At 35.7% G+C, this 25,789-nt stretch carries 28 protein-coding genes, 5 tRNA genes and 3 pseudogenes; 32 read left to right on the top strand and 4 right to left on the bottom strand.

The window, feature by feature from the left end:
• Positions 1 to 38: 38 nt before the first annotated feature.
• From LACDD01_RS09715 to LACDD01_RS09735, 5 genes are all read left to right on the top strand, one after another.
• Positions 39 to 119, top strand: a tRNA-Tyr gene (locus tag LACDD01_RS09715).
• A gap of 7 nt (positions 120 to 126) precedes the next feature.
• A tRNA-Trp gene (locus tag LACDD01_RS09720) sits at positions 127 to 197 on the top strand.
• Positions 198 to 208: 11 nt separating this feature from the next.
• Positions 209 to 281 (top strand) — tRNA-His (locus LACDD01_RS09725).
• Positions 282 to 288: 7 nt separating this feature from the next.
• Positions 289 to 360: transfer RNA gene (locus LACDD01_RS09730), tRNA-Gln, on the top strand.
• A gap of 29 nt (positions 361 to 389) precedes the next feature.
• Positions 390 to 473, top strand: a tRNA-Leu gene (locus LACDD01_RS09735).
• 92 nt (positions 474 to 565) lie between these two features.
• Here LACDD01_RS09735 and LACDD01_RS12670 read toward each other — a convergent pair.
• Positions 566 to 3,175, bottom strand: a pseudogene (locus LACDD01_RS12670) (cation-translocating P-type ATPase).
• A 128-nt stretch (positions 3,176 to 3,303) separates the two neighbouring features.
• Between LACDD01_RS12670 and LACDD01_RS09745 the strand changes: the two are divergent.
• From LACDD01_RS09745 to LACDD01_RS12455, 12 genes and pseudogenes are all read left to right on the top strand, one after another.
• A complete protein-coding gene (locus LACDD01_RS09745) occupies positions 3,304 to 3,780 on the top strand; it encodes a DUF536 domain-containing protein (RefSeq protein ID WP_019291465.1) in 477 nt (158 codons plus the stop codon).
• Positions 3,781 to 3,997: 217 nt separating this feature from the next.
• On the top strand, positions 3,998 to 5,008 hold the full coding sequence (gene gap, locus LACDD01_RS09750) for a type I glyceraldehyde-3-phosphate dehydrogenase (protein WP_003133076.1): 1,011 nt from the start codon (positions 3,998 to 4,000) through the stop codon (positions 5,006 to 5,008).
• A 140-nt stretch (positions 5,009 to 5,148) separates the two neighbouring features.
• Positions 5,149 to 6,102, top strand: coding sequence for a DUF6287 domain-containing protein (locus LACDD01_RS09755; protein ID WP_061414812.1), 954 nt, complete (start codon positions 5,149 to 5,151; stop codon positions 6,100 to 6,102).
• 41 nt (positions 6,103 to 6,143) lie between these two features.
• Complete coding sequence (locus LACDD01_RS09760) at positions 6,144 to 6,485, top strand: zinc ribbon domain-containing protein YjdM (RefSeq protein WP_019335732.1); 342 nt, start codon at positions 6,144 to 6,146, stop codon at positions 6,483 to 6,485.
• A 374-nt stretch (positions 6,486 to 6,859) separates the two neighbouring features.
• Positions 6,860 to 7,129 carry a hypothetical protein gene (locus LACDD01_RS09765; RefSeq protein WP_061414815.1) on the top strand — a complete coding sequence of 90 codons (270 nt, stop codon included), beginning with the start codon at positions 6,860 to 6,862 and terminating at the stop codon, positions 7,127 to 7,129.
• Positions 7,130 to 7,137: 8 nt separating this feature from the next.
• The gene (locus tag LACDD01_RS09770) at positions 7,138 to 7,797 is read left to right on the top strand and encodes a hypothetical protein (RefSeq protein WP_061414817.1); all 660 of its coding nucleotides are present in this window, start codon (positions 7,138 to 7,140) and stop codon (positions 7,795 to 7,797) included.
• On the top strand, positions 7,791 to 9,206 hold the full coding sequence (locus LACDD01_RS09775) for a polymorphic toxin type 35 domain-containing protein (RefSeq protein WP_061414820.1): 1,416 nt from the start codon (positions 7,791 to 7,793) through the stop codon (positions 9,204 to 9,206). Before LACDD01_RS09770 ends, LACDD01_RS09775 begins: the two co-directional genes overlap by 7 nt.
• A gap of 26 nt (positions 9,207 to 9,232) precedes the next feature.
• Positions 9,233 to 9,682, top strand: coding sequence for a hypothetical protein (locus LACDD01_RS09780; protein WP_061414822.1), 450 nt, complete (start codon positions 9,233 to 9,235; stop codon positions 9,680 to 9,682).
• 61 nt (positions 9,683 to 9,743) lie between these two features.
• Positions 9,744 to 9,848, top strand: a pseudogene (locus tag LACDD01_RS11655) (hypothetical protein); the annotation flags it as partial.
• 168 nt (positions 9,849 to 10,016) lie between these two features.
• A complete protein-coding gene (locus LACDD01_RS09785; protein WP_061414958.1) occupies positions 10,017 to 10,763 on the top strand; it encodes a class A sortase in 747 nt (248 codons plus the stop codon).
• Positions 10,764 to 10,850: 87 nt separating this feature from the next.
• Positions 10,851 to 11,237 carry a hypothetical protein gene (locus LACDD01_RS12450; protein WP_231863432.1) on the top strand — a complete coding sequence of 129 codons (387 nt, stop codon included), beginning with the start codon at positions 10,851 to 10,853 and terminating at the stop codon, positions 11,235 to 11,237.
• A gap of 41 nt (positions 11,238 to 11,278) precedes the next feature.
• A complete protein-coding gene (locus LACDD01_RS12455; RefSeq protein ID WP_231863433.1) occupies positions 11,279 to 11,545 on the top strand; it encodes a hypothetical protein in 267 nt (88 codons plus the stop codon).
• A 13-nt stretch (positions 11,546 to 11,558) separates the two neighbouring features.
• On the opposite strand, the gene LACDD01_RS12460 is transcribed toward LACDD01_RS12455, so the two are convergent.
• From LACDD01_RS12460 to LACDD01_RS09800, 3 genes are read right to left on the bottom strand one after another with little or no spacing between them, the layout of a single operon-like run.
• Entirely contained in the window at positions 11,559 to 11,909 is a 351-nt protein-coding gene (locus LACDD01_RS12460) for a hypothetical protein (protein WP_231863434.1), read from the bottom strand.
• Positions 11,910 to 11,962: 53 nt separating this feature from the next.
• Positions 11,963 to 12,472 (bottom strand): SprT-like domain-containing protein, encoded by a 510-nt coding sequence (locus LACDD01_RS12465; protein ID WP_231863435.1) that lies wholly within the window; start codon positions 12,470 to 12,472, stop codon positions 11,963 to 11,965.
• A 9-nt stretch (positions 12,473 to 12,481) separates the two neighbouring features.
• A complete protein-coding gene (locus LACDD01_RS09800; RefSeq protein ID WP_061414825.1) occupies positions 12,482 to 12,841 on the bottom strand; it encodes a helix-turn-helix domain-containing protein in 360 nt (119 codons plus the stop codon).
• Between the two features lie 976 nt (positions 12,842 to 13,817).
• Between LACDD01_RS09800 and LACDD01_RS11895 the strand changes: the two are divergent.
• From LACDD01_RS11895 to LACDD01_RS09870, 15 genes and pseudogenes are all read left to right on the top strand, one after another.
• Positions 13,818 to 13,898, top strand: a pseudogene (locus LACDD01_RS11895).
• 232 nt (positions 13,899 to 14,130) lie between these two features.
• Positions 14,131 to 14,349 (top strand): hypothetical protein, encoded by a 219-nt coding sequence (locus LACDD01_RS09810; RefSeq protein ID WP_061414831.1) that lies wholly within the window; start codon positions 14,131 to 14,133, stop codon positions 14,347 to 14,349.
• Positions 14,324 to 14,617 carry a type II toxin-antitoxin system RelE/ParE family toxin gene (locus LACDD01_RS09815; RefSeq protein ID WP_061414834.1) on the top strand — a complete coding sequence of 98 codons (294 nt, stop codon included), beginning with the start codon at positions 14,324 to 14,326 and terminating at the stop codon, positions 14,615 to 14,617. The genes LACDD01_RS09810 and LACDD01_RS09815 overlap by 26 nt, the downstream gene beginning before the upstream one ends.
• Before the next feature lie 13 nt (positions 14,618 to 14,630).
• Positions 14,631 to 14,846, top strand: coding sequence for a hypothetical protein (locus tag LACDD01_RS09820; RefSeq protein WP_023889147.1), 216 nt, complete (start codon positions 14,631 to 14,633; stop codon positions 14,844 to 14,846).
• Between the two features lie 227 nt (positions 14,847 to 15,073).
• Complete coding sequence (locus LACDD01_RS09825; protein WP_061414838.1) at positions 15,074 to 15,373, top strand: hypothetical protein; 300 nt, start codon at positions 15,074 to 15,076, stop codon at positions 15,371 to 15,373.
• A 14-nt stretch (positions 15,374 to 15,387) separates the two neighbouring features.
• Positions 15,388 to 15,867, top strand: coding sequence for a DUF961 family protein (locus LACDD01_RS09830; protein WP_061414841.1), 480 nt, complete (start codon positions 15,388 to 15,390; stop codon positions 15,865 to 15,867).
• A gap of 6 nt (positions 15,868 to 15,873) precedes the next feature.
• Positions 15,874 to 17,556: an FtsK/SpoIIIE domain-containing protein gene (locus LACDD01_RS09835; protein WP_061414848.1), complete on the top strand. Its 1,683-nt coding sequence runs from the start codon at positions 15,874 to 15,876 to the stop codon at positions 17,554 to 17,556.
• Between the two features lie 456 nt (positions 17,557 to 18,012).
• Positions 18,013 to 19,209, top strand: coding sequence for a replication initiation factor domain-containing protein (locus tag LACDD01_RS09840; RefSeq protein ID WP_348795238.1), 1,197 nt, complete (start codon positions 18,013 to 18,015; stop codon positions 19,207 to 19,209).
• Between the two features lie 14 nt (positions 19,210 to 19,223).
• Complete coding sequence (locus LACDD01_RS09845) at positions 19,224 to 19,544, top strand: hypothetical protein (RefSeq protein ID WP_231863438.1); 321 nt, start codon at positions 19,224 to 19,226, stop codon at positions 19,542 to 19,544.
• A 25-nt stretch (positions 19,545 to 19,569) separates the two neighbouring features.
• A complete protein-coding gene (locus LACDD01_RS09850) occupies positions 19,570 to 19,782 on the top strand; it encodes a hypothetical protein (RefSeq protein WP_061414852.1) in 213 nt (70 codons plus the stop codon).
• 157 nt (positions 19,783 to 19,939) lie between these two features.
• The gene (locus LACDD01_RS12105; protein WP_197458048.1) at positions 19,940 to 20,092 is read left to right on the top strand and encodes a hypothetical protein; all 153 of its coding nucleotides are present in this window, start codon (positions 19,940 to 19,942) and stop codon (positions 20,090 to 20,092) included.
• Between the two features lie 78 nt (positions 20,093 to 20,170).
• Positions 20,171 to 20,482 (top strand): hypothetical protein, encoded by a 312-nt coding sequence (locus LACDD01_RS09855; RefSeq protein WP_061414855.1) that lies wholly within the window; start codon positions 20,171 to 20,173, stop codon positions 20,480 to 20,482.
• Between the two features lie 213 nt (positions 20,483 to 20,695).
• Positions 20,696 to 21,691 (top strand): hypothetical protein, encoded by a 996-nt coding sequence (locus LACDD01_RS09860; RefSeq protein ID WP_061414859.1) that lies wholly within the window; start codon positions 20,696 to 20,698, stop codon positions 21,689 to 21,691.
• A 176-nt stretch (positions 21,692 to 21,867) separates the two neighbouring features.
• A complete protein-coding gene (locus LACDD01_RS09865; protein ID WP_061414861.1) occupies positions 21,868 to 25,089 on the top strand; it encodes a VaFE repeat-containing surface-anchored protein in 3,222 nt (1,073 codons plus the stop codon).
• Positions 25,090 to 25,153: 64 nt separating this feature from the next.
• Positions 25,154 to 25,774 (top strand): translation initiation factor IF-2 N-terminal domain-containing protein, encoded by a 621-nt coding sequence (locus LACDD01_RS09870; protein WP_061414864.1) that lies wholly within the window; start codon positions 25,154 to 25,156, stop codon positions 25,772 to 25,774.
• Positions 25,775 to 25,789 lie beyond the last annotated feature (15 nt).

A 25,789-nucleotide genomic window follows, 5' to 3' on the forward strand; every position in this document is an offset into this window, starting at 1 on the left:
TGAATATGTTATAATATATTCAATGACAATTAAATATCGGAAGGGTAGCGAAGAGGCTAAACGCGGCGGACTGTAAATCCGCTCCTTCGGGTTCGGGGGTTCGAATCCCTCCCCTTCCATAGTTTTACGGGCATAGTATAAAGGTAGTACAAAGGTCTCCAAAACCTTTGGTGTGGGTTCAATTCCTGCTGCCCGTGTTTGTATTATGGCGGATGTGGTGAAGTGGTTAACACACCAGCTTGTGGCGCTGGCACTCGCGGGTTCGATTCCCGTCATCCGCCCTTTTAATGGGGTATAGCCAAGCGGTAAGGCAAGGGACTTTGACTCCCTCATGCGTTGGTTCGAATCCAGCTACCCCAGTTCAAATATTTTATTTGGAAAAGTCTGTTGCCGAAGTGGCGGAATAGGCAGACGCGCCAGACTCAAAATCTGGTTCCTTCACGGGAGTGCCGGTTCGACCCCGGCCTTCGGCATAAAATAAAAGATCTAAGTATTCTTAGGTCTTTTTTGTTTTTATCTAAATGTAAAAACCACTTTCACAAAAAGTAAAAGTGGTGTAATATGTTTAGGCAAGAAAAGTTTTGTTGAGTTTTTTGATAATGAACTTTTCAATTTCTATCACGATGAAAATCACGAGAGAGAGGAGTATAGCGATAAGCCAGTGTGTTGTTGTGAGAGGTACTACATCAATGAATGTTCGTAAGGGTGTAAGTGTGAAGACAAAGGTTATGATTAAGGATATAATGGTTGTCAAGAAAATTGTTTTATTTGAATATAAACCATCTTTAAATATAGAATCGTTACTCCGAGCATTAAAGATATGGTAGGTTGAAGCGAGGGCAAGAACGAGAAATGTCATCGATTGTCCGACTTGCATACTTGGAGTAGTTCCCGCTATCTCTACAAATCTACCAAGATAGAATCCGATAAGCGAAATAATGATAAAGGTTGTGGAGGATGTGAGAATACGTTGTGAAACACCTCTAGAGAAGAGACTTTCGTTTACATCGATTGGTGGTTTTTTCATAATATACTTATCAGAGGTTTCTCGACTTAAGCCAAATCCAGGAATACCATCTGCGAGAACATTGATATAGAGAAGCTGCATACCTGTAAGTGGCAGACCCCAACCAATAATAGCCCCAAATAGCATAATAAGGATTTCGGCAACATTGGCAGATAGAAGATAATAAATTGTTCTTTTAATATTAATGTAAACACGGCGGCCTTCAGCAATTGCACTAACAATAGTTGCAAAGTTATCGTCGCCTAAGATGATGTCAGAGGCATTTTTGGCCACTTCTGTTCCGGCGATTCCCATTGCGGTTCCGACATCTGCTGCTCGTAGAGAGGGAGCATCATTGACACCGTCACCGGTCATGGCAACTATATGTTTTTTATCCTGCCATGCTTTAACAATCCGGAGCTTGTCTTCAGGCGAGACACGTGCATAGACTGAAATTTTTTCAATCTTTTCCTTGAGGTCCTCATCTGTCATGTTTGCCAAGGTAATGCCGTCTACGACCTAGTCTCCTTCACGAGATAAATATCAAGTTCCTGTGCGATTGCTTTAGCAGTTAAGGCATGATCCCCTGTAATCATTACAGGAATAATTCCAGCAGTACGGGCTTCGGCTACAGCATGTTTACTTTCGGGCCTTGGAGGATCAATCATTCCAATTATTCCTAAGAATGTTTGGTCTTCTTCCAAGCTTTGATGGTTTTCTGGAATCTCTTCAATTACTTTGTAGGAAAGTGCGAGGACACGCAAGGCATTTTCTGCAAAGGTGTCGTGAATATTATGTGCTTTGCTAAAGTGATTAGGGACAAGCCGATCAAAGGCTCCTTTTGTAATAACGAGGTAGCCCCCGCTTTCGTTAGATACAACAACCGTCATTTTTTTTCTGGTCGAATCAAAAAGGAAGTTCTAAGAGACGTGGGGGATTTTTATCAGGATGATAAGAGTTATGTGCGATAAGGAAGTTGATGATGGCTGTTTCTGTTGGATCGCCGTATGTTACCCATTTCCCCTCGTCTTTTACGGCTGTTGCATTAGATACTAAACCAAACTTGTAAATTAAATCTTTTTCTTTATCAGAGAGTTGGTCCTTATGCCAAATATCTTCTCCCTGTACCCAAAGCCGTTGAATAGTCATCTGGTTTTGAGTAAGTGTTCCTGTTTTATCGGAAGCAATGACCGAAGCATTTCCCAGGGTTTCAACAGCAGGAATGTTACGAATAATGGCTTTTTTATATGCCATATTTTCTACACCATAAACGAGTGATAAGGTCACGATGACAGGAAGAGTTTCCGGCACGGCAGCAATACCAAGAATAACAGCCGTCATCATATTTTCACTGAAGGGAATGCCACCGTGCAATAAGTTGACAATAAAGATGATTGCCCCTGCACCAAAAGCAATTGCAGCAAGGCGTTTTGCCAGAGAATCAATACGTTTTTGTAAAGGTGTTTTCCCTTTAACCTGGTCTTCTAAAAGTTGGGCAATTTGTCCCATCTGACTTTTCATTCCTGTAGCTACAACAATTCCCTGAGCTGTACCGTTAAGCACATTTGTTCCCGAGAAAACCATGTTCACTTGGTCTCCCAAAGGCACATCTTCGAGGATCTCACGTGAAGCATCTTTTTCTATTGGTTCAGACTCTCCTGTTAGGGAGGATTCATCGACTTGTAAGCTATTTGCTGAAAGGAGACGAACATCAGCACCAACCTGTTCTCCAGCGCTCAGTTGAAGCAAATCACCGACAACCAATTGCTCAGAAGGAATTGTGCTGAGCTTCCCTTCACGTATAACCGTAGAATTTGGAGCCGATAATTTCTTGAGGGCGGATAAGGCGGTTTCGGCACGTTCCTCTTGCATGTGGGCAACGATGACATTGATGACCACGATTAACAGAATAACGATTGGTTTGGTGAAGTTTCCAGTATCCATCGATAGGTAAAAAGCAGGAACTGAGACAATGATTAAAACAAGATTCATTACCTCAAGTAGATGTTTCAAAAGCTTTTGAAAAATACTTTTTTCTTTGGCTTCTTGAAAAACATTGCTGCCGTATTTGGCTCGGTGAGCAGTAACTTGTTTTTTATTTAAACCCTCTGAAGCGCTTGTTTTATAGTACTCTTTAATCTTTTTTATATTACTTTTCTTATAATTCATAAATCCTCTATTCTACTTTTGTCATATTTATAAAATGTTTTATAATAGAATTATAATATTTTTATCATTTATTACAAAACGATTTAGCATTCAGAAAAAGCTGTATAAATAGCTAAAAATGTGGTATTATGGTAGATATGGAAACGAAAACAGTAAGTGAACTTGCAGAACTTTTTGGTGTGACTCGCCAAGCGATGAATAAACGCATCAAGCAGCTAGACGAGCAATATGTAGAGAAAAATGAAAAAAATGTTACTGTAATTAACGAAGGCGGTATTCATGAACTTGAACGCCTTTATGGCAAAGTTGTGACAGCGCAGGCGGAAGTTGTTGATGGTAAAGATGAAACACAAGAACTTTCAACAGCGCCAACGGACACAGCTGTTTTTGAGTTGGTTTCAAACCTGATGAAAGACAAGAATGCAGAAATTGACCGTCTAAATCAGCAATTGATGGCCAAAGATGCACAAATTGCAGAAAAAGATAAGCAAATCAACCGTCAACAAGAACTGATGGAAAAATCTTTGAGTGATAATAATCAGTTTTTACTTGAAATGAAGGCTGAATCAGAAAAAGGCTTCTTTGCCAAACTTTTCGGAAAATAATAACAGTGGCAAAACTGTTATTTTTTTATTAGAAATATAAGGAAGTAGACAAATGTAAACGTTTTCCTCTTCGTTCCCACGGTTGTGCCTATTTTCCGGCTTTTATGTTTGCAAAATCTCAAAAAAGTGTTAAAATGTAAGAGTAAGTTAAATGATTAACTTAGTGATAGAGAATTTCTCTATAAACAAAATTTTAAACCTATAAGGAGACTTACTCATGGTAGTTAAAGTTGGTATTAACGGTTTCGGACGTATCGGTCGTCTTGCTTTCCGTCGTATTCAAAACGTTGAAGGTGTTGAAGTAGTAGCAATCAACGACCTTACAGATCCAGCAATGCTTGCTCACTTGTTGAAATATGACACAACTCAAGGTCGTTTCGACGGTGAAGTTGAAGTTAAAGATGGTGGTTTCGAAGTTAACGGTAAATTTGTAAAAGTTACTGCAGAAGCTAACCCAGCTAACATCAACTGGGCTGAAGATGGTGCAGAAATCGTTCTTGAAGCAACTGGTTTCTTCGCAACTAAAGAAAAAGCTGAACAACACTTGCACGCTAACGGTGCTAAAAAAGTTGTTATCACAGCACCTGGTGGAAACGATGTTAAAACTATCGTTTTCAACACTAACCACGAAATCTTGACTGGTGAAGAAACAGTTATCTCTGGTGCATCATGTACTACTAACTGTCTCGCACCAATGGCTGATGCTTTGAACAAAAACTTCGGTCTTAAAGTTGGTACAATGACAACTATCCACGGTTACACTGGTGACCAAATGACTCTTGATGGCCCACACCGTGGTGGTGACTTCCGTCGTGCACGTGCTGCAGCTGAAAACATCGTACCTAACTCAACAGGTGCTGCTAAAGCTATCGGTCTTGTATTGCCAGAATTGAATGGTAAACTTCAAGGTCACGCACAACGTGTACCAGTTCCAACTGGTTCATTGACAGAACTTGTATCAGTTCTTGATAAAGAAGTTACTGTTGAAGAAGTAAATGCAGCTATGAAAGCAGCATCTAACGAATCTTACGGTTACAACGAAGATGAAATCGTTTCATCTGATATCGTAGGTATCTCTAACTCTTCACTCTTTGACGCTACTCAAACTGAAGTTACTACAGCTGACGGCGTTCAATTGGTTAAAACAGTTGCTTGGTACGATAACGAAATGTCTTACACATCTAACCTCGTTCGTACACTTGAATACTTCGCTAAAATCGCTAAATAATTCTGTTATTTAACGTTAGAAACAGAGAAGCTTAGCTCCTCTGTTTTTTTGTTGTCTTTATTTTTTAGAGCGTCTTTGAGATTTTTTTCATAATATAGTACACTATAGGGAGTAGTGGTTGAGAAAGCAGGAATTGGATTATGGATAAAAATTCGAAAAAGCGAAGAGTTATTTTTGGAAGTATCCTTACGGGTCTTTTACTTGTTGGCATAGCTATATTCCTGATTGTTGTTGTCTATTCAACACCTAAAAAAGATACCTCGCGGGCTTTAAATCATCATAAAACTTCAGAAAGTTCAAAGATGAAGATGAGTTCAACTCAAGGGAGTAAATCAGATCCGATACAGACAGCTTTAACGGAATGGAAGGGTTTAGCTCTTAACCAACAAATTGCTTTATTGGCTCAGTCCTATGCTAAATTAAATCCTCAGTCCACAATTTTATCATCGGACCATATGGCAATGACAGGGGATATTGATGATGGTACAATAGAGTGGTATGATTCAAACAAAATTATCCATAAGGTTAATGTGAAAATTAACCAAACGATGATTAAATATAACTACATCAATGCTGAAACATGGGAAACAGAAGAGCAAGTAACAAGGATAGATACGGTTCTTGCAGATTATTTTGAAACCCCCACAGCTAAACAAGTTACTGAAGAAATAGCTTCCAGGCTAATCGATTCTGCCAGATTGACAAGCTTAAATGCTGAGATGAATTTAGAACAAATTGCTCAAGGAGATTATTCAAGTGTGCAAGGCACTTGGAAAAATTTGGCAGGCAGCACACTAACTTTTGAAACTAATCAGTGTTACATAGTGGAGGGTGAACAGAAAACCAGACTTATTCTGACTACTCTATCAGCAGATAATCCGCAAAATCAAGGATTCCTTATGGTAAATAGCAATCCTGAAGGCTCTCCTGCTGGAGCGGGACTCTCCTTTATTCCAACAGGTTATGATTGGGCAGATACAGACAAAGCGAAACCTCGTATTTGGTTGTCCAACACTTTTGGTCCAAGTGTACAGAACTTACCAGAGAGACAAAAATTAGGAATACAAGAAGCAATTTACTATAAAGTAGATTAAACACATAATAAACAATAAAAAAAACAGAAAATGGAGAAAAAATGGAAACACCTAAATGCCCAACTTGTTCAAGTGAATATACTTATGAACTCTCAGACACGACATTTGGATGCTCAGAATGCGGCAACGAATTTACACAAGCAGATTTAGAAGCAGATAAATTTGTTGTGCTTGACAGTGTCGGACAACCTTTAGCTGATGGGGATGCTGTAATTATCATACAAGATCTTCCAGTAAAGGGAATGCCAAAGTCCATTAAAAAAGGTACAAAAGTTAAAAACATACGTATCAATGAATTTGGGAAAAATGAACACTATATTGATTCAAAAATTGATGGTTTTGGGGCCATTGGATTGAAGGGATCTGTTGTCAAGAAAGCATAAGCAATAGAAAAATGACCTTCTGGTCGTTTTTTTTATTTGAGTATAAAGGAGAAGGTAGTAAAACAGCTTTTCTGCTATAATGAACTTATGAAATATATGTATGTATAACTACGAGTAATAAGGCTTTAATAGCTGTCAATAAAAAATACTAACCAAGAAACTAACCAAGCAAGAGTAATTTTTTTTGTGTTTAAAATTTATAAAATAAAGGGTTGCTAAACTGTAAAATATTTAGCAATTTTTTATTGTGTTAATTTGTAAAGGAGTATTTTTACATTGGGAGAAAATACTATCTAAAAAATTGTATTGTGTATCAGATGAAAAAAAGGACTTTTGTTGATATAATAAAAATAAAATAATATCTAGGAGTTTAAATGAGCTCAGGAAAAATAAAATCGAGTACTGTCGATGCTCAAAATGCAATTTCAGAACTAACTGGACTTAAAGGGATAACCACATCTAAAACAGTAGATTTTGGAGAAAGTACAGTTTCGTCTATGCTTAATGGCAAGCAATTAGCCAACTCACTTATGGGAGATGTTTCCCAAGTCATTTCTTGTGTGCTCACACAAGCCAATAAATTCCCAGAGCTGGCGCAAAGTATTGAAGAACGTGATAATCAAGATGCTAAAAATTGGAATTAGAGGAAAATATGCCTAAAATTTTATATGAAGCCGATAATTTTAGCTCTTTCACTTGGAAGGACTTACCTAAAGAAGCCCTTGCATTTGTTCATGAACATTTCATTAAAGAAAAGATGACCTTTGAAGAGTATACTAAAACTTACTTTGATAATAAAATTCCAGACTTTAAACATGAAACGGATCGACTTTTTGAAGAAGGAAAGAAGAAAGCTCTTGCGGAAGGAGCTTTTCCTAAGTCCTTATCGGAAATTTGGACAAGTCAGGTTATAAAAAAATCAGAAGATACCTCTGCTCAGAAAATAGTTTCTGTGTCTCCCAAAAAACTAAAGGATAAGAATGCCAGCCAACGTGCAAAGCTTAACCAGAAAATTAATCAAAATGAAGAAGAGTTAGAGGAACTCACTCGTATGAGTTATAGTGTTGAGGAGAACAATGCGCAGGTCATTAGGGGAATGAATAACCTCATGAGTGACACAGAGGCGCTTATAGATTCCAATACTAAACAGGGTGCCAAGGAACACTCCTTATTGTTAGAAGTACAACATGCTCTCTTCTCTGGAATAAATCGTCAAAATGAAACTTTTGAAGATATCGGACAAAAAACGAAACGGAAAAAAGAAGAAAATCTTGACAGACTCCAGCAAGAAAGGAACAAACTTGAATGGTAATTTATAACAGTGGGGATTCTGATAATCTCATTCAGACACTCTCTGAAAATCTCAAAAGTGCTAAACAGATTTTTGAAAAAGTCAATCGAGGAACACAGCATCTTAATTCTGTCATTGATTCTGGCACATTATCTGGTGCAGCCTATCGTGCAGGACAAACCCTCTTCCAATCGAAGATTACACCGATGATTCAAAAACTGAGTTTGGCAATCAACGATATTCAAGGTGACCTTGACAGCTACAAGAAAGCTGAACAAGAAGTTCGAGCCTTAGATAGTCGTCTTGATGAGGAGTACCTCACACACATGCTTAACAATGTAAATCAAATGATTCATCTTGTCGAGCAAAAGATTGAAGAGGATAAAAAAATACTTAAAAAGTTTATGTCTGGGGGATTTGATGAACTTGCACAGGGATTAGCAGAGATACCGGGACTTGAGCAACAACTTGAAAATCTAAAACAATTGAAATCTGATTATGAAAAGAAAATCCAAGCCCTTCAAAAATTTGCGAGCCTAACAAACTCACTCTTCACGGACAGTATGCAATCCTTTAAGTATGCTTTGCAAGGCGTTGATATTATTAATCAATCCAAAGCAAGTTCGGACGGCACAATCACTTTCCCTGCAGGAGCGAATATGTCATGGTTATCCAATCTTCAAAAACAAAAACTAAGTTCTAGTCTTTCAAAAGATACAACAACCAAGCCAGAAAATATTACTGTTAAGTGGACATCGATGAATGGAATGGGTGAAAGTTACCCTGAAATTTATGTGAATGGGAAATTAGATAAAGAAAAAACAGCCAATGCACGTTGGGCTATGCAAAAAATGGGCTGGGCTAATTTCAAGAAACTTGCGCCAGATGTCCTTGCAGAGCTTCTCTGTATCAATGATGTGAAAACTCTCTTAGATCCAAATTCGAGCTTTGCACAAGATGGAATGAGTCTATTTTCAATTCTGTTAACCTATTTCCCAGCTTCAAAAGCTGTAAAACTAGCAAAAGCTATGGAAACTGCGAAATTGCTTGAAGCAGGAGGAGAAATTGCAGTTGATTTAAATAAAATCGGGAAAACTGCAGGTCTTACAGAAAAGGAACTTGAAGCATTTAAGGACATGTGGAAGACAGAGCAAGCAAGCGGAAAATTTGCGACTGAAGTCGATAAATTACAACCTAACAAAGTTCACCACATTATGCAAGGGCATCATGATTGGGAAAAAGTAGTCAATCCTCCAATTTGGGAAAACGTGAAACCGCTTGTTGCTGAGGTTATGCAAAACGGAATTGAAGAAATTTCAGGAAAAGCATTTAAAAAAACATTAACAATTAATGGCAAAACTGTTGAAGTAACCTATCAAAAATTATCTAATGGCAAAATTGCCATTTCTGATGCATGGGTTAAATATTAATACTTTCGAAGAAAGAAGGTTCTACTATGAACATAGAAAAATTTAAGAAAGCAATTATAGATGGAGATTTTACAATTGCAAAAAAATATATAGATATTAAAGATTATGACCTTTTAGAAAACGAGTTGATGGATATGGGGGGGATTGATTCTGACAACCTTTCACCTTACTTTTTTATTTTATATTTAATATTTGAAAACGATAATGCTAAACTCAATGAAATTGCTTCATCATTATTAAGTTTTCCTTTTGCTTGGATTTCTGGAGCATACTCAGTGGCTTTCAATCATTTAAAAAAAGCAATGATGTTTGACCCTGAGAACATGTACTATAAAGAATTAATATTGTTTTATCACAATATTCCAGATCGCCTCTTATCTAAAGACGATGCAATTAAATACGCAAAACAAATACTAGAAGTTGATCCCTCAGTAAAAATTGCACAAGACATTATTGTTCAATATAATGAAAATTAATATTTTTATAGTATTTCTTATTTCAACAAATAAAAACTAATCACTCGTTCATACGGATTTATTAAAAGTGCCAATTATTCTGGATGAAAATAAATTGATGATTGGATTTAATTCAGAAGAGATTAGGAAATTTACCTCACGGGCTTACCGTCGATTTGAAGTATAATAAAATATGTTATAATAAGGGTCTGTTCTATTAGGTAAGGCTCTATAATTATAGAGTCTTTTGATATTATAAGACTAATATTTGTTATAAAAGAAATCATTTGTTTTTTATGTAAATGATCATTAAGTGGATGTATTTCAAGAAGAATAGGAAGAGTTTAGAATGAAGATGAGATCCGAGAGAAGGAAAACAAAAAATAAAACATGGAAGAATAAGGTTATCAATATTTTTATTATTTTGTTGTTTATAGTGGGTTTAGTTCTCGTATTTAATAAACCGATTAGAAATTTTTTTATTAGTAAAAATATCAATCATTATCAAGTCAACAAAGTGTCTCGAGAAGCTATTAAAGATAATGAGAAAGCAAAAGCGAGCTTTGATTTTGATGGAGTAAAGCCAATTAGTTCAGAGAGTATTGCAAGTAGTCAACTCAATGCGCAACATATGCCAGTTATTGGTGGGATTGCAATTCCAGAAGTAGGAATTAACCTTCCAATATTTAAAGGTTTAGCCAATGAAAATGTAGCATATGGTGCAGGCACAATGAAAGAAAATCAAATTATGGGGCAAGGGAATTATGCCTTAGCAAGTCATAACGTTACAGGATTTAATAGTAATACGGATTTACTTTTTACACCTTTAGAACATGCAAAAAAGGGAATGGTGATTTATGTTACAGACAAAGAAGACATTTATCAGTATCGCATTGATAATGTATCTGTCGTTTCACCAGAGCATTCAGAAGTTATTGAGGATCATGTTGGGAAAACTGAAATAACTTTAGTGACTTGTGCTGATCCAGGAGCAGTGAATAGAATTATTGTACATGGTACATTTGAGAAAAAAGTAAGTTATTCTGAGAAAACTGATGATATGGATAAGGCATTTTCAAAAAGCTATAATCAAATCCTTTGAGGAAGCTGTGTATAATCGAAAATTAAAATTAACTAAGCAATGAAAATATGTGTGTACTGAAACTTATAAAATAAAGGAAGATATGGAATGGATACAAGAGAAGATACATTGAAGTACCTAGGTAAAGTTGGTAGTGTATTAAAACCATTTTATGATTTTGAGACGAAAGTATATGGATTTCAAGAAGTAGGGAAACGAAAAAGGCCAATTTTTCTTATTAGCGGTATTATTTTTATTTTTTTAGCATTTACTGAGGGAAGTAAAGTTTTCTTAGCAGCTCATAATATGAAGATAGATCAAAATATAAATGTAATTCCTCTTTATATAATTGCTGGGATTCTGATATTCTTTTTGGGAGGTATAGGGCTATTTTTATTAAAAAAATATGTTGGTAGTATAAAGAGACATGATGAATTGAAAAGAAGAAATGAAGAAATGAAGAGTTATTCTTTTCAAGAGAGCAGGATTCTTTAAAACTACAGCCTTTTGTTGCTGATTATAAAAAATATGAAACAGTGTTTCCTAAAGAATTTTATAACTTTCAAGATGTATCAACTCTGTATAATTTGATAAAAACACAACAAGCTGATAACCTGAAAGAAGCATTTCAAGTTTTAAGGAATAGAAGATTTCAACAAGAGCAACAACAAAAGTTGGATAATATTCAAAACCAACAAAATATGATTCAACGCAAACAAAATTTAGCTTTAGTTTCTCAATTATTGATGAGTAATAAACAAAATGCGATGCAAAGAGATATTAATAAACTAAAAAAGCGCTAATTTTAGCGTTTTTTTAGTTTGTTTGTTTTATATAATATTCTTCCATAATAAGTTGTTCGAGTAAATGATTACGTGTAGAGTGTGCATATTCCAGTTCTAGAATTAGTTCATTAATGGATAGGCGTTTTAAAAAGGATGAACAGGCTGTTTTATTTATGAAGTTTCCGTTACTGATTTTAATTGGAGGGCTATTGTCAATTGAGTGTTTTGTATTTTTCTGTAGTACAAGATATTTTATTTTATCAGAAGCTTTTTGATTATTATTCTTAAGTCCTAGTACAAGTTCTAAGGCTTGTGGGCGAGGAAGTCTCAAAATATAATATAAATAATTTATTAGTCGATTATGTAGCGCTTTATTGCTCATATTAGTTACTAAGGCTATTTTATTAAAAGAATAATTATTATAAAATAATGATTCTAGTTTAGTCGTAGGACAGAATAAAATGGAAGTAATAACATTCGCTTCATCTTCATATGGGAGGACACTATTAGAATAAATTCCATAGAATTTTGAAGCAAATATTTTTTATTTTCTTCTATGTTATGGAAGTATAAATGACAAAGTTCATGAAGAATTGTATAAATAACTCGAGAACGTGGCAAAGTTTGATTAACCATAATAACGATTCTTCCATTACTAGGGTAAGTAAATCCTGGCAGACGATTAGCTAATTTAATGTTTACACATTCGAAGCTAGAATTTCGTACCAGACCTTCAAATTTATTTATATTGTGTGAAGGTGCTTCTTCAAAGAAAGTGAAAAGGATATTATAATTTATTTCAAAAAATTCAATTATATCTAAAGGAGTTATTTTTATTTTAGGTTTATTTAAAGTTTCAGATATTTGCTTTAAAAGTATATTGGCTTTTGTAAGACATTGATTATAAAATGTAGGACTTACTGCTCGATATTCGAATTGTTTCATAAAAATAACTTATTTTTTCCATTTAGAATCGTCGTTTAAAAGTCGTTTTGCTATTGCCATCATTTCTTTAATGGCTTCATTATATTCGGCTTGTTCTTCTAAGCTCATATTATTATTATCCAGACGAAAAGCAGCAATAACTTCGTTTTCTTCTTCAGTTAAATCAATATCTGTTCTATTTTCTTTACGCCCAAGAAGATAATCAGTGCTTACACCAAAATATTTAGCAATTTCTTCTAATCTTTTTGCAGAAGGTTTTGAGCGTTTGTAGCTTTGGAGGGTATTCCGAGGGTAATCCAATTCAGTTTCAATTTGATTCATTGATTTTCCGGTTTCTTCAATCAATTTTGTAAGTCGTTCGTAGAGCATACTATCTCCTTTAAAATAAAAAATAATTTTTTTGATTTATTTCTTGACATATGTAGAATTGAATGCTACAATAATAAATGTAGAAAATAATTCTACAAAATAAATAAGCAAATAGCCCCAATAAATGGAGCTTTTGCAACATTATAAATAACTCAATTAAGTAAAACAAAAAAGTTAAACCTAATTGTGCTACTAATAGTACATGAACACTACTATTATAGCATGAAGAAGTATTTGCTTCAAGTGTGATTAATTGACTGATGGTGGTTACGCAACAGTAAAGAAGCTGTAAAAGGTGAGATAATGTGTATCAGACTCTGCAGGTGAATGAAAGATACGACTGAGCGGAGCAACTTCAGAGAGATAGGAGAGCCTAGAAAATCTGAAGGAGTATAAAGGTGGCAGGAAACTGCCCTTTGGGATATAGGATTCATGCTAGCATTATGCAATAGCAGAAGAACTCGTGTGAATCGGAAACCAAACCGACTTTCATTGCGTTTGTTATCCTAAAAGTCCGTGCCTTTCTTGCTCTTGGTGACAAGGGATTAACAAGTTGCTCAAACAAAAAACTAATAAGACTGCTGAGTTTCAGGGTATAATATCCACGCTTTCTCAGCTAAAACAAAAATATTTAAAGAAATAGTGATAATGTTGAACGATTGATTACATTATCTGGATATTGAGTTTCAGGGTATCTTCCACGCTTTCTCAATTCAATCAAAAATATCTAAAGAAAAGAAAGAATATCTGACCTTCTGAAATAATAGATAGGGCTTGTTCTGAAAAACAGTAAAAACTTAAGTCAATGAACAACTAAATAGATTGTGTTTGTTTTTTTTATTTATAAAGAGAAACTTAAGTCAATGAGTTGCTCCTAGAGTAATGTTTGTTTTACTGGCAGTAATGTATGATGAAGATATTTTAATAGTATATGTTATAAATTTTAAAAAATCGGCTTTTACAGCTGATTTTATAATGACTGTTAGTTTAATGCAAAACACCTTTGGTTTTCATCAGAGTACCAAAGAAAATACAGGTTCGATTCCTGTACGGTCAATAGTGAATGCTTAAAGGCTTCACTGCTCTCTTTCTTCTTGGTCGTGGAAAGAGCTTTTTTTGTTTTTCAAACCTTGAACTATTTGCTAGTACGGCAGACGGAAGGCGGTAGTCGATAAGCAATGAAAATCAAAAAGTATAACGCAAAGATAAAATCTAAAAGAAAGTAGGACAGTTTATAGAGTTATAAAGCTATGGTATAATCAAAGTAGAAAAAGTAAAGGAGATAAGTTATGGCTATGCTGAATATATCACGTGAGGAAATGGTTACCATTTCTAAAAGAGAATATGATGATATGCAGAATGAACTGCGAAAACTCCGTAATCAAGTTATCCTAGATGGCAAACTTATGGAGGGCTTATCTTCTGCTTACAGAGAAGGGACAGTAGATGCTGATGAAGCATTGGGAAGATTAAAGGTTAAAGATGAACAACGTACGTTTATCGACTAAAGCAGCTCGTGACCTAGAACGCTTAAGGGACTTCCTTTATCATCAAACAAGGTCAAGACAAGTTTTAAGAAAATTTGATAGAGAGTTTGAAAATGCTAAGGATAGTATTTCAAAGAATCCATCAGGTTATCCTTTACTTGAACACAATAAAAAAATACGTAAAAAATACCAATGGAAATATTGGTATTTTTTTATTGATTATTCAGATGAAGTTGTTATTCAAAGGATTTTTCATGAGAGTGAGAACTGGTTGAATAATTTAGAATAAGAGAGGAAACTATTTGACAGAAATAGAGCGACGTTGCAATTTGATATATGATAATTTTCATATGGACTGTTGTTTACGTTATGACCAAAGAACAGCCTTGCAACTGTCGTATAAAAAAGCGATAGATCAGCTACAAAAAATAAAAGCTTCCAGTAATGACTGGGGCTTTTTGAATGCAGAACGGACTTTAACACGTGTTAAAGCAACATATAAAAAATTTATGTCTTAAGTAAATATTTATTGAGGTTATGAAAATATGATTTATGATTATTATGAAGTGCCAAATGAAGATGAAGAAAATGTTTCTTTAGTGATTATATTAATGGCTATGGTTATTTCAATTGTGTTATTACCATTATTAATTTTCAAATTCATATTTAACCTGAAAAAATGATGTCCTAACTTTGTCTGCTATGACATTAACTAGTAAAAATACATTAATCTTAAGGAGAAAAAATGATTAAAATTCCAATTAAAGCAAAAAGTTTCCTAGGTGAAAAAATCACTGTTGATAAAAAAATCGAAATTGTTCCAAAACGTGGTGTTGAATCAGGTTATACCTTATATCATGCCACAAGTAAACGTCATCCAGAAGGCTTTGAAATCCGTGTCGAAGGCTCTAGTGCCGCAAAACCTACACGCCGTCAAGAAGTAGCGTTAACAGGTGTTAAACTGGCACAAGTTCGTAATCGTACTCAAAAAGGAAAGTTTGTTTATGAGTATGTAATTTATGCCGAATCATTGAAACTAGTCTAAAAGGAGAAATGTATATGACATTGAAATTAAGTACAGTATTTGAAAAACAAAATGTATTGACTGAAGAAATTGCGGATTTTGATAAAGCGCTTGGGAAATTGCTCTTTATGTCTGCAGAGCCGCAAATGGTTTTTGAAGATTATGAAGCAGAAGAAGGCGAAATCAAGAGCCGTATTACTGAAGAAGTGGATTATTACAATGTGAAATTGTACTCTGAAGCTATGGAAGAACAAATTGAAGTGAAAATGCCTGCATCCACAAAATTTGATGGTATTGATTATGAAGATGAAGTTAAGCTCGGCAATCGTTCTGCTTTCTTCTGGAATGATAAAGAAGTAACGACTTATGCTGGTCAAAACCGTACAAATTACTATGATGGTGTGAAGTTCCGTGCTGATAGTATTGAAAAAGCAAGTAAAGTTAATCACTCCAATCCAACTGCTGCTCCAAAAACTGAAAATAAATCAGAAAATAAAGCTGCAGACCAAAAATAATAGCCTATGGGACAAAAAAATGTGTCTAAGGGTTCTCGGTTAAGGCTGTCTGATAAATATGACCGTCAAAGTTTTGTAGGCATTGTAGGGCTTATTTTGAGTAGTCCTAGTGCAGCTTTTTATAAAGATTTTCAAGCAATGGATTCTAAAATGCTCGCTCTTGTTTTGACAGGCATTTTTTTTGTTGCTTTTTCTTTAGGTTTTGGTCTGCTCATATTCACGTATAGTCACTTTAGAAGTTTTTCTATGAAAAATTATAAACGGCTCTTATTGAATTATTTGGTGCAACATAATCTTATTGAGAAAGTGACGGTTAAAACAGATAAAGGAACAAGAGAACGACATAAACTTGCTCGAATCTATGTGAAACAGCCCAATTCTTATGAGTTACATACTTATTTCCCAATTGATGGAGGTACACATCAAGAAAAATTCTTATCTCTTTCTGCAGAACTCGAAACAACTTTTTTTGCGGACTTTCAAGAACAAAACTTTATTAATGAAAATAGGGTTTTAGCTAAAAGGTCTTATGTGGAATATGTGTTTGCGATTGATGGAGAGCGAAATAGAATTGGTGTTGATGATGTTGTTATCGATAAGAAACTAGGTTTGAAACTCATGAATGGGGTGTACTGGAATTATGAATCAGACCCACATTTACTGATTGCAGGCGGTACAGGGGGAGGTAAGACAGTGCTTTTAATGTCCTTACTCTCAGCCTTAGCTCGTGTAGGTAGAGTGAGTATCTGTGACCCTAAGCGCTCGGACTTTGTCGGTTTAAAGGATGTTCCAGTTTTTAAAGACCGTGTTTTCATCGATAAAGAAAGTATGATGAATTGCTTAAGGCAAGCTGTTGAATTTATGGATCAGCGCTATGATACCATGACCAGTCATCCAGAATATAAGCCAGGCAAAAGGTATTCAGATTATGGGTTACCTCCTGACTTTATTCTTTTTGACGAGTGGGCAGCATTCATTGCAAGTTTATCTTACCAAGAATATGATGAAGTGATTCAATGGGTCACTCAAATTGTCTTAAAAGGCCGTGCTTCAGGTGTATTTCTTATCTTGGCTATGCAACGCCCTGATGGGGAATATCTTAAAACAGCACTCCGTGATAACTTCATGAAACGTTTGGCGGTTGGTCGTTTAACGGCTTCAGGTTATCGTATGATTTTTGGGGATGAAAACGAAAAGAAAACCTTTAAATACATTAAAGGGAAAATCGGTCGTGGCTATGTTTCAAATAATGGTGAATTGGCACGAGAATTTTATAGTCCACTTGTGCCTATTGCGGAAGGCTATGATTTTATCTCAGAGCTTGCAAAACTTCCTGTGTTGGAAGAAGTTCAACCTGTTCAGCTTGAAGTACCTCCTATCTCAAATACAGAGCAGGAACGTGCTGAAGCAGGACAACTAGAAGATAAAACTTATACTATCACATCTTTAAGTCGCAAATTGGAACAGCCAAATAAAACTGTAAAAACAGTTATTGAACGTTTAGCTGCAGGGGGTTTTTCTATTCGAGAAGAAGCTCCTTATACTGAAGATGATTACTATGCCATTCAATCTGTCTTTTCTGCCAAAGAAGCAGGAGAGTTGACCTTGAATGCGGCTATCGATGAAATCTTGGCGGATGAAGCGGAGTACAAAAAAGATTTTGAGAATTTCAATAAGCCTGTGGCTTAGATTTATTCAAAAAAATTGCTAAAACCTGCAGTCGGCGGTGCGTAAATTATAGGACTTGTCCGTCTGTCCGAAGGACACTTGCCAAAGGCAAGCAATTTTCCACGGTCGCACTGCCCTCACAAACGGTAGTGCGTGACAGCAGTTTCCACTTATTGAGAAGTAGCTTTCTCTATTTGGATTTAATGCGTGCAGTAGCGTAAGCATAGCTCCGTGCGCAGCGTAAGGAGTGAGCGTGCGAATGCACGGAGTGGTGGCGTAAGTCGCCACTCGATAAACCCCCAGAGTGCTAATGAGGGGGGTAAGAAGTGACACTAGCGTAACAATCCCAGTAAACAAGCGAGTTCAGCAGGTGTCACCTGTATAAAATGTTCTGAGATATGACATAATCGTGTGACTGGTGCTTGATTGCAATTAGATAGTGATTAAATAAATTTACTGAGAAGGAGGTCTACAAAAATTGATGTAAAATCTGTAAGGAAAGGCGCTCATGTTACACAACAATTTATGTCTGATGTTCTTGGTATTTCTTTAAGTTATTATAGAAAAATCGAGAAAGGAATTAAACCTCTTACTCCTGAATTAAAGGAAAAGATAAAAATGGCTTTCTTTAAAAGATTTGATAGTCACTACAAAATTATTGCGACGATTGACTATGTGAATATTCGATTTCAAACTTTAAATGTCAACGAAGTGATAAAAGAAGTTTTGGGGTTAAAAATCGAAAACTTTCACTTGAATGATATGAAACGTTACAATTATCCCTTCTTTCTTAATTATGGACATATCAATGTTTACTATCATGATAAAGACTCTAAAGCAGGTGTCTTGATTGAAATGAGTGGTCAAGCATGTCGTGAATTAGAATATGAGTTTGAATATCACCAAAATAAGAAAACATGGTATGACTTCTTTTCAAATGCTATTGATTATGGGTTAAGAAAAGCGCCTGAAAATGAAAATTTTGTAAAAGTAACACGTTTTGACTTGGCACTTGATGAACAGTATAACGAAAAAGAAGGAAACTTCGATTTATTTAGCTTATTGAGTGCCGCACGTGATGGACGGTGGAACGGTCGGAAAAAAAGTTATGCGGCTATTTTGGGAGGAAGAAGAACTGCAGAGGGGTTAGTCAATGATGGCTTATCTCTTTATTTTGGTTCAAAACGTACACACTTATTTTTTCGTTTCTATGAAAAAGATTATGAACGTGCAGAACAAGAAAAAGTTTCAGTCGAATCTGTTCGAGATCTCTACGGTTTAAAAAATCGCTATGAAATAGTCATGCGTAAAGAAATTTCTAATGCTTTTGTAGAGCGTTTTGTCAATGAAAATTTTAATTTTGCGGAAGAAGGGGTTAAGTTGATTAATGATAACTTGACCTTTTATGATAAAGAAGGCAATTTGGATATGGACTGGTATAAGTTGATGGGAACAATGAATGCTTATCACTTTACTGTGCAGCCTGAAGAACCTGATGTCAATAGTATGTTTCATTGGTTTGAAAATGGTGGACCTGCTTCAACATATTTATTATTGAGTAAATATGATGAAATGATGGGAGATAGTCGTTTACAAGAAATCATAGAATCTGCGGAAATAACAGAAAGAAATGAAAAAATACTGGAACAACTCGAACTTATCAAAGGAGGTTAGCCATAGAAACTAATTTGAAACACTTTCACAAAATGCAGGAAAAGCGGCTTTCAAATCATGCAAGATTGCTGAAGATAACTTTAAGCAGTTATACGTTTGATAAAGAAAAGTATGATAATAAAGTTCATGATTCTTTGTACTTTCAACTTACAGATGAAGAATCGGCTCTAAAGACATTAGATGAAGTAGGCTTAATGTTTCCTCATGAAGCGCAACTTTCAAGAAAAAGTTATTATGAAAAACATAAAAATCAAAAAATAGGAACGTTGCCCTATGGTTATAGATTAGCTGTGTATTTTTTAATTGATAATGGTTATGCGGAAGCCGTTTTGTAGAAATTAAAACAATTAAGGAGAATTAATGAAGAAAGTTTTAGGAGTAGTATTGGTCTGGTTTGGTAGACTGGTACTGTTTATATCATTTTGGGTGTGGCTTACAACTTTACTGGCTTGGGAAATATTTACTAATTTAACTGCAGCAAAACTAATCTATCCCTCGTTTTTTATTATGCTTTTCGGCTTAGTTTTTTTGTTAGTTGGAACGCATATAATTTTTAAAGAGATGAAGGAATAAATTTAGAGAAAAAATCTCTTAAAAAAAGAGTAAAGCTGTTATGAAAGCGGCTTTTCAAAAATAATAACATTCAACGTAAGGGAACAGAGGTTCTCTATTTTTTATTTAGAACGGAGGACAAAGTGTTATTTTATCAGAGAAAGAATATACGGAATTAATGGAAAAAATTCAAGCTGGAGAAGAATTGACTGATCTAGAATATCGTTTAATCTTTTCTAGCTTGGATAAACGCCTAGGTTACAATGCAGACGGTACAAGTCGTATTATAGAAGTTTTTGCGGAACGTTGGACTGCTGAAATTTTTGGATAAACATTTTTTATTGAATAATTTCAGATGTGTGAAGGCAAAATCAGAGGAGGGAAAAAATAGAAAGAATAGGAAAACAATATGCCAACACTATCACAAGAAATTAAATCACTTCAAGCAGAAGTAAACGACATTGAAGCACTCTTTGCTGCAGGAAACACTTTTCAAGAAGCAGCTCAAAAGCTCAAAGGAAAAGGTAAAGTTTTACGAACAGTTGAAAATGATACAACGATTTTGGATGATACAATTGAAATTATTGCAAATCGTACAAATGATGTTATTAAAAACTTGGTTAAAGCTTCATCATCTTACAATTTTTCAAAAAAATCTTTCAATGAATTGAAAGCAAAACTTGAAGATGTACAAGCGCAAGCTCGCCGTAGCGCAAAATAAAAAAACAGCGAAAATAGTATAAAAAATGGGTGGGATTTTGCTTTCACACATCTGAAATTATATTAAAAAAGTACTGTTAAACCCTGTATTTATAAGGGAAAAATGGTATAATAGTTATATAAATAAAGCCGAGCAATAATAGCTTCTCGAAGGTGTGGATTTGGGCAAAAGCACCGTTTATTTTCAATAAAAAATGAAAATGGAGAAACTCTGATGAAATTAAACAAAAAACAAACTATTGTAGGTGTTAGCTTAGCAATTCTTTTGCTTGGTGGTGCAGCAGGCGCTACATATTCTCACAATGTGAGAGCTGAAAAGGCTAAACAAGTCCAACAGGAAAAAGAGAAAAAACAAGCAATTGAAAATGCAAAACAAGCAGATAAAGAATTATTGATAAAAGCTAAAGCAAGTCTTGCTGAAGCACAAAAAAGCCCTAGTGCTAATAATTTAGAACTTGCGAAAAAAGCTATTTCTCTTGTAAAAGATGATAAAGCAGCTCAACAACTGACGAAAGAATTAGACGGTATTAAAAATCGTGTAAAACTTGAAACGGAAGCTAAAAAAGCAGTTGCGGATTATCAAAAAAATGCTACAAACGCAGATAAATTGAAAAAAGCACAGACTGCTGTATCAAAATTGACTTCTGATTATAGCAAAACTTTAAAAGCAAAATTAACAAAAGATATTGCAGCTTCAAAAGCACAGGCAGATAAAGCCAAAAAAGCAGAAGAAGCTAAAAAATCAGCTCAAGCTGCAAAAACTGTAGACAATTCAAATCAAACAGCCAAAAGTAATGCTTCAGAAGTGAATCAACCACAAGCTGAAAATTCAGTTGTGACTGATCCAGCACCTGTAAATGATGGTGTAGCTACAAATGATAATGTTAATGCTTATCAACCTACCCCTCAAACGCCACAAGCTCCTGCAGGTGGTGGAAACACCTCAAATCCTAATCCTCCAAGTACTGGTGGCGGTAATGCTGTAACACCACCAACAGGTGGTGGAAATGGGAACTCAGGAAATAATGGTGGCGGAAACGTTACACCACCACCTGCAGAGACATTTACTGGTTGGGTAAAAAATCGAGCAGGACAAACAGTTTGGTCACAAGGTGGTTTTCCTTCACTTGAAGCAGCAGCAAGTGCAGCAGCAGCTTGGGCAAATGCTCAACCTAATCCAGAGGACGCATGGTCATCAGGTGCTTATTAATATAAAAAAGAACGGTGGTTTCTTGTGAAACTGCCGTTTTTCTATTTTGCCCTCAATCAAGGCATAAAAAGGTTTGTAGGAAGAAGAGGATAAAAATAATTTGAAACATGAAGCCTAGAGCCACAACTAGGCTTTTTTATTTTGCGCAAAATAAAAAGATACATAGGAGAAAATTTATGTCTAAATTTAGAAAGAAAAAATTACAAAAAGCACTCACAGAAGAAAAACAAACCCGTTTTCGATTACGTAAATCGGGAAAACATTTTGTGACAACAGCTATGTTATTACTTACCGTAGGTGGGACAGTCGCAGGTCTTGCACAAGCAGATGTCATTAACATTAAACCTTTTTCAAATCCTTCACGTTCGCTTACTCTTCCTGATAAAGGGAGTGTAAATTATAAGTTTTCAGGTACAGGGACGGTCAAGTGGTCGAATGGGCATGACGCTTCCGCAAACTTTATGGAAGTTAACGGTGCGACAATATTCTGTTTAGAACCATTTGTAGATGTCTTTAATGGTGCTTATGCGACAAAGGCAGGGCAAAGTGAAGCAGTTTATCAATTGTGGAACAACATGACAGAGTATCAACGTAATCTTGTAAATAATATTACTTACATTGGTGAAGTGAATAATGCGGAAGCAGACAAAAACATTAACCTTGCGACACAGTTTGCTTTATGGTTGGTTGAAGCAGGACAAAATGAAGTTTCAGGACTTCTTCCTAAAGTTTCAGAGGTTGACACTTCAAAACTGAATAATGTTGTAGGTGGGAATAAAATTACAGGTTTAGAGTCTACTGGTGCGGATATATCTGAGGTTGTCAAATATGCGACTACAATTTTGAAACAAGCAGTCGAAAGTTCTAAAAATCCGGATTTTAACCCTAATCCTTTGACCGTTATTGCAGGTTCAAGTGCAACTGCCACAGATAAAATAGGAGTGCTTGCAGGCGGCGCAGGTGGATACGGTACTCCATTTGATAAGCTTGTTCCTTCAAAAGGGCTGAGTGCTAAACGTGAAGGAAATTCCTTAGTAGTTTCTGCCACTCCATCAGCTATTGGAAATGGTGGTAATGTTAAAGTTTATAACAACATTAATGAAAATTTTGTTCCACATTATATTTACGGCACAATTAATCCTGATGGAAAAGTTGGACAAACGTTATTCGCTACAACAGACCCAGCTCGTTTAGATGGGGAGTTGAAAATAAAAGTTATTGGCTTAGGCGAAGTGACACTTCAAAAAACTTCCACAAACAATGCTTTTGCCAATAAGAAAATGGCAGGCGCAGAATTTACACTCTATACTTCTGATGGCAAACCTGTGAAATGGACGGATGGACACGCAGGATATCCGATTACTTCTACCGCAGGTACGAAAGCTAACAATACAAATGTCGTATTGAAAATGGGTGAAGATGCGAAACTTGGTGTCAAGAACCTTGATTACACCAAATCATATTATTTCATGGAAACAAAAGCTCCAGCTGGTTTTGCTTTAAATGCGGTTAAAATTCCTGTGACTTTTGACGAAAACTCTAAATTTGATGGTACAACAAAGAACTATCAAGATGATGTAGCCACCCAAGATATTCCTACAGGATCAACAACTTTAACAAAGGTGGATGCTGACACTGACTCTTCCGAGACACAAGGTGAAGCCACACTTAAAGGTGTCACTTACGGTCTTTTCCATACGGACGGTAAAGCTGTTGAATGGTCTGAGGGGCTGACAGACAAAACAGCAGGTTCAACTGAAAATCTTCCAATTACACCTACATTTGGTACAAAAGCAGATGATAAGAAGGTAGAGTTGACCATTGACGACTCTAACAAAGTTGGTGTTCAAAACTTACCGTTGAAAGAGAATGGCAAAGCCTTCTACTGGCAAGAGCTACGCACTTCATCAGGTTATTCTCAATCTTCTAAGAAAATTCCAGTGGTCTTTGATGATAAGAGTGAAGTAGATGTTGCGACAAATGACTTTGCGGATAAAGACAAGGCTTCAAACAAAGTTAATGTCTTTAACTTCATGTTTAATAAATCGCAAGAAGTCAACGGTTCACTTACAGGCCTGAATGGTGCAGAGTTTACACTCACGCCAAAAGAAGGGACAAAGGGTAATCCGATTAAAGCCATATCTGGTACAGGAGTAGACTCTAACGGCTTTACTGTCAATGGCTTAACGGTCTTTGATGGTAAAGCCAATGAAGAAGCAGGAAACCCTTCTAAAGATGGTATTGCTATCGGTGACTATACTCTATCAGAAACAAAAACACCAAACGGCTTAAAACCAATTAATGATGTGGATGTTTCGATTGAAGATGAAGTGGACGACAAAGGCAATCCTTTATCTTACACTGCAACCTTTACAGATACAGTCACAGGGCAAGTGATTGATAAAATTAAAGTTGATGCTTCGAGCTTAGTAGATAACAATTTGATGTTTAAGGTTAATCTCGGTATCTTTACAGATAAAATGCAAGCTCAACCTAAAATCACAACAACTGCGACAGACAAAGCAGATGGCGATAAGACATTGGGTGTTGGTCATGCACAAGTTACAGACTTGGCGAAAATCTCAGACCTTCTGCCTAACACTGAATACACGCTTACAGGTACGGTGGTTTATAAAGGCACAGGAAAACCTGTCATGGGTAAAGATGGTAAGCCTGTGACTGCAACGAAGAAATTTACCACGGACAAAGAAGGGAATGCGGAAGTACAACTGGACTTTCCACTTATTGACAATTCACAAGATGAAAACAAGGAGTATACTGTGACAGAGCTTGTGAGTGACAAAGAAGGGAACACGGTTGTAGAAGAAAATAACTTTAAGGAAAATCCTTCTCAAACAGTAAAAGTTGCGGATGCGGACGGTCACACTGAAGTACAAACGAAGGAACTTGAAGTCGGTAAAAATTCTATCACGGACAAATTCTATTATAAGGATTTGGTCGAAGGTACAGAGTACACGGTAAAAATCAAGCAAGCCTATGACCATAACTTGAAAAGAGTGATTGATGTGGATGGTGAGTTAACCTTTACAGCTAAGGGTTCGTCAGGTACGGTTGATGTGCCTGTCAAAATTGATACAGCAAAATATGCAGGGCATAAGATTACCTTGTATGAGGATGCTTGGGTAGGCAAGGAAACGGAGAAAAACCGTCCTATCATCCATCACCACGATAAGAATGATGAAAGTGAAACATTCACTGTTAAGCCAAAAACACCAACTCCTACACCAAAAACGCCTGACACTCCAAAGAGTGTTCTCCCTTCTACAGGTGAAGAAAAAGCTATTTGGAGCTTGGTAGGTATTGGTGCAATCCTTGTAGCATTAGCTGCTGCTCGTCGTGACAAGATTAAAGCTTTTTTTAACAAAGATAAAAAATAATAATAAATATTGACCGTGAAAAGCGGTGAAGTGGTGGGATGGTGGAAAAATATGGAGGTAAAACTTGATAATTTATGAATTGGCAAGGGAGTTAGGTGTGGATAGAGAATCGCTTCTTTTCTTTGCTCAAAAACAAGGTATTGAAGCGAAAAGTATAGCTTCAGAACTGACTTCTGATGATAAGGTTAAATTACTTCAAGCTTTTGATGAAGCAGGAGGAGTTTTAGAACCTGTTGAAGCTGTTTCAAAAATCACAGCACCTCAGGTCACTAAAAATGAAGTATCGCAAAAACAAGGTTTTTTCAAATCAGGTCTTTCTAATTTGAAGAAATATGAAAAGCAGCCAAAAGAACCTAAAATTCCTAAAACTAAAGCAGTAAAAGAAGGAACAGCGCTACGCATTTATAGGCTAGTTGCTCTACTTGTTATTGCTTTGTTCATTGGATTAGGCTATTCGGCTTATAATGCAAATATTCAAGTCACAGAATTAACAAAAAAAGTGAATGAAACGACTCAAACTTTGAGTGAGAATCAAAAAGTTCTTATGGATCAGAGTGAAAAATTGACAGGTCGTGTAAAAACATTAGAAGATGGTCAGAAAAAGTCAGAATCATCCTCAAAGAGTACTGATAAAACGACTTCAGCGCCTAAAGCTAAAGTACAGCCGTCTAAAAATAAAAAATAGAAAGTGGGATTAAAA

The sequence above is a fragment of the Lactococcus sp. DD01 genome (genome assembly GCF_001578715.1).
GTDB lineage: Bacteria > Bacillota > Bacilli > Lactobacillales > Streptococcaceae > Lactococcus > Lactococcus petauri.